3 protein-coding genes are annotated in these 3462 nt (G+C 73.6%); 1 reads left to right on the top strand and 2 read right to left on the bottom strand.

The features are described from left to right. Together ACFVW8_RS25850 and ACFVW8_RS25845 are read right to left on the bottom strand one after the other, a co-directional pair. Positions 1–1601, bottom strand: a 1601-nt coding sequence (locus ACFVW8_RS25850) for an SNF2 helicase-associated domain-containing protein (RefSeq protein WP_389693932.1), incomplete at its 3' end; no start/stop codon positions are given. 183 nt (positions 1602–1784) lie between these two features. Then, positions 1785–2783 carry an SPFH domain-containing protein gene (locus ACFVW8_RS25845; protein ID WP_389693930.1) on the bottom strand — a complete coding sequence of 333 codons (999 nt, stop codon included), beginning with the start codon at positions 2781–2783 and terminating at the stop codon, positions 1785–1787. A gap of 287 nt (positions 2784–3070) precedes the next feature. Here ACFVW8_RS25845 and ACFVW8_RS25840 point away from each other — a divergent pair, with 287 nt between their 5' ends. Further along, positions 3071–3418, top strand: a complete 348-nt coding sequence (locus ACFVW8_RS25840; protein WP_389693982.1) for a hypothetical protein — start codon at positions 3071–3073, stop codon at positions 3416–3418. The last annotated feature ends 44 nt before the right edge of the window (positions 3419–3462 follow it).

The following is a 3462-nucleotide window of genomic DNA, read 5'->3' as shown; positions in this document are numbered from 1 at the left end:
AGGCCGGGCGGCGGTGCGATCGTGGTGTCGTCGTCGACGATGCGGCTGCGGAGCGCGGCCAGCGCCCCGACCGGCACGGCGTCGACCTGCTCGCCGTCGACCTCGGCGCTGCCGGTCAGGGCGACGGCGAGGGCGTCCACCGGATCGAGCAGGCCGAGCTCCCGCTTGCGCGCCTTGCGTACGAGCGCCGGGTCGACGACGACCCATTGGTCCCGCAGCCGCACGACGGGCCGGTGCGCCTCGGCGAGCACGTCCATCTCGGCCTCGGTGAGCTGCTGGTCCCCCAGCGAGAGCTGCCAGTTGAAGGCGAAGAGCTGCTCGGCGTCGAAGAACGCCGTGCCGTCGGTGGCGGTGCCGGGCGCGGTGCGCACCACGGCTGCGGCGGTGAGCGAACGGGCCAGCTCGCGGGGCCAGTGCACGCTCACGCCTGCGGCCGACAGCCGGGCTCCGGCATCGCCCAGCAGCTCGTACAGCTCGTCCTCGGTGAGGGCCAGTACGTCGGGGACGGGCTGGTCCAGCAGCCGTTCCAGCGGGGCCCAGACACGGGCGGCGCGGCGCAGCGCGAGCACGGCGTCGATCCGGGCCCGCGGGCCGAAGGGCTCGCCCGCCCCGCCGTTCCACAGTGCGGCGGCGTCGACGACATAGGTCGGATCGGCGAGGCTGTGCACCTGGGTGATGGCCGCGGCGGCATGGCGTGCGGCGGACGGTCCGCCGTCGCCGGAGCTGCCTGCCGGGCCGGCGAAGTCGTCCTCGTCGGCCCCGGTCGTATCGCCCTGGCCGTCGGTGCCGGCGGAATCGGATGTGTCGAAGAGTTCGTACGCCGAGAGGTCCAGGCGCAGTGACACCCGGACGCCCGCGTCCAGTCCGGCCGCGACCTCCACGGCCCACTCGCGGGCGCCGGGCAGGTGCTGGGCCTCCTGGGCGGCGAAGGGCGCCCCCATGGCGAAGGCCGCCGCGGGTGTCCGGGGCAGGGTGTCGGCCACCGCGTCGAGGAACGAGCCGATGAGCGGCTCGGGGTCGGGCACCTGGAGCGGGGTGCGGCCGGGGAACGGCACCGCGTACCCCTCGGCGGGCATGGCCGCGGCGACCGCGCGCAGATGGGCGATGTCCTCGGCGGCGCGCGGCCCTGCCCGCCAGGCGTCGTGGTCGTCGGGCGTCAGCCCGGGGAGCATCCGGCCGCGGGCCACCAGATGGAGCGCGTGCAGTGCGGCGGCGCCCCAGCAACGGGTGGCGGGGTGCGCGGACTGCTGGTGCCGGGCGCGGGCCAGCAGGGGCACGGCGTCGGCCAGGGGGAACACGAGGGCCGGCACGGTGTGCGGACGGACGTCGTCGGCCCGGCCGCCGTGCCGACGGGCGACCGTGATCTCCGAGATCTCCGGGGTTCGCCCGCCGGAGTCGGAACCGGAACCAAGGACAGCGCCGGAGCCGGAAACAGAGCCGGTCGCGACGCCGCCCGTTTCGACGGCGCCGGGGAGCGGGGCGCCTTCCGGGTCCCAGAACGCGATGCGGCCCTCCCTCGGCAGCGCAGCGGGAAGGAAAACGGCGGCGCACCGCAGCAGACGGCCGACGGCCGCGTCCTGCGGCGGCGGTGTGATGGCCACCGGCCCCTCCCCTCAATGTCCAAGGCCCTGGTCACGGGCTCCGCAGGTCCTGCTACCCGGCACCTCCTCGGTGCCGGCGATGCCGGATCCCTCTGACTCGCGAGTCTAGGCGGGAGGTCTGACAGCGCTCCGCCCGCCGCCCCCTCGGCTCGGACAGGGGCGGCGGGCTGTGCGGCGGCATCCTCAGTGCCTGGCGAGCGGCTTCGAACCGTTGGGCCGGGGCGCGGGCCCCGCAGCCGGCGTCGAACGGCCCGGCGACGGCGGTGCGGGCGATGGCCCGGGCTCCGCGACGGCCTCCGCTCCGGCGTCCGCTCCGGACGGCGTACGGGGCATGGGCGACGGCGCGTCCGCAGGCTCCCCCGGCGGCGTCCCGGCCGGGGCCTGCGGCTGCGGCGCGGCCTCCACGGGCTGCGGCGGCGCCGGCTGCTGAGCCCGCTCCAGGAAGCGGAGCAGCTCCACCGGGAACGGCAGCACCAGTGTCGAGTTCTTCTCCGCTGCCACCGCCACCACGGTCTGGAGCAGCCTCAGCTGGAGTGCCGCGGGCTGGGAGGACATCTCGGCCGCCGCCTGGGACAGCTTCTTGGACGCCTGGAGCTCCGCGTCCGCGTTGATGACCCTGGCGCGCCGCTCACGGTCCGCCTCGGCCTGACGCGCCATGGAGCGTTTCATCGTCTCCGGGAGCGAGACGTCCTTGATCTCCACCCGGTCGATCTGCACGCCCCAGCCGACCGCGGGGCTGTCGATCATCAGCTCCAGACCCTGGTTGAGCTTCTCCCTGTTGGAGAGGAGGTCGTCCAGATCGCTCTTGCCGATGATCGAACGCAACGACGTCTGTGCCATCTGGGAGACGGCGAACCGGTAGTCCTCCACCTCGACGACGGCGCTCGCCGCGTCGACCACCTTGAAGTAGATGACCGCGTCCACCCGCACCGTGACGTTGTCCCGGGTGATCCCGTCCTGGGCCGGCACCGGCATCGTCACGATCTGCATGTTGACCTTGCGCAGCCGTTCCACCCCGGGGAGGACCATGGTGAATCCCGGCCCCCGGACATCGTTGCGGAGCCGGCCGAACCTGAGCACCACACCGCGCTCGTACTGCTTGACGACCCGGGCGGCGGCCGCCGTGTAGGCGACACCCGCCAGGACCACCACAACCAATGCGACCAAGAGCTCCTGGACCATGACGGCCCCCTGTCACTGCCGGCCGGAAACGCCGGGCATTCAGCCCGGGCAGTCGCTGCCCGGACACTCATTGCACGCCCCGAGAGGGGCTATTACCACAATATGCCCGTTTTCGACACCGGTCGAACCTCTGTCCGCCCACCTGTCGCCCGCCCGGCCGCCTCCCGGATGCCGGGCCGCCGGGCAGCGGGCAAGGTGACCAGCGTCAGCACGTACCCCCGTGGCGTACGGGGACGCGTGACGGAGTGCGTACGGATGTGCCGGACGAGACAGACGAGGACCTGCCCATGCCCGTGATCGACAACCGACGGCGCCGTCTCCGCATCGCCGCCGGGACCGCGCTCCTGACCCTCACCGTCGCGGGCTGCTCGGGCCTCGGCCGGACCGCGGTCGGTCCGGTCACCTACACGACCGAGCGGGAGGCCGTGGTCATGGTGAACAGCCCCTCGGTGCGGGGCTGTCACCGGCTCGACCCGTCAGGTGCCAAGGAAGTGGAGAACGGCACCCTGATCGACATCATCCTGTACCGGACCCGGGACTGCACCGGACCCGGTACGACCTACCTGGCCACCACGCTCACCGACCAGAAGGCGCCCAGCTCCCTGCCCTGGCGCAGCTTCAGCACGGTCCACTGATCCGCCGGTCCCGTGCCCCGACGGTCCCGCACCGGGTGCGGGAC

The organism is Streptomyces sp. NPDC058221 (assembly GCF_042882365.1).
Taxonomy (GTDB): Bacteria; Actinomycetota; Actinomycetes; order Streptomycetales; family Streptomycetaceae; genus Streptomyces.
This window is presented reverse-complemented; position numbering and strand designations above follow the sequence as displayed.

Excerpts from the sequence above, each read along its gene's own strand:
- ACFVW8_RS25845 (WP_389693930.1), bottom strand. The coding sequence starts at position 2,783 with ATGGTCCAGGAGCTCTTGGTCGCATTGGTTGTGGTGGTCCTGGCGGGT.
- ACFVW8_RS25840 (WP_389693982.1), top strand. The coding sequence starts at position 3,071 with ATGCCCGTGATCGACAACCGACGGCGCCGTCTCCGCATCGCCGCCGGG.